Annotated in this window: 1 protein-coding gene; it reads left to right on the top strand. The window is 41.5% G+C overall.

The features are described 5' to 3' along the window. A partial coding sequence (locus tag BT797_RS07090) for an ABC transporter transmembrane domain-containing protein (RefSeq protein WP_139291992.1) occupies nt 1–521 on the top strand: 521 nt, incomplete at both ends.

Raw genomic sequence — 521 nt, 5'->3', positions numbered from 1 at the left:
ATGGAAAAGAGCATTTTTCAGTTTATCTGGAAATATTCAAAAAAAAATCAGTTGGCTCTAACTGCTATTACACTTCTGACCTTCCCTATTCTATACATTTCGCTAGAGTTACCTAAACGCATTATCAACGATGCTATTGGGGGGACAGGAGAAGACGTTTCTTTACTCGGTGTCACATTGAGTCAGATCCAGTTTTTGATGGTGCTTTGTGCTGGTTTCCTATTTGCTGTATTAACTAATGGCTTATTGAAAATGCGCCTAAATACAATGAAAGGTGTGTTGTCGGAACGCTTACTACGTCGATTTCGTTTTCAACTTGTCACCCGCATGTTGAGATTTCCACGCTCGTATTTCCGCACCACAAGCCAAGGTGAACTTGTTTCTATGGTGACATCTGAAGCTGAACCTATGGGATCATTTATGGGTGATATGCTCTCACAACCAGTGTTTCAGGCTGGGCAGATGTTGACAATTCTAACGTTTCTATTTGCCCAGAGCTTTTGGTTTGGGGTTGCGTCCAT

Source organism: Moritella viscosa, from assembly GCF_900120065.1.
Lineage (GTDB): Bacteria > Pseudomonadota > Gammaproteobacteria > Enterobacterales > Moritellaceae > Moritella > Moritella viscosa.
The sequence above is the reverse complement of the archived record's forward strand: the minus strand, read 5'-3'. Positions and strand labels throughout refer to the sequence as shown.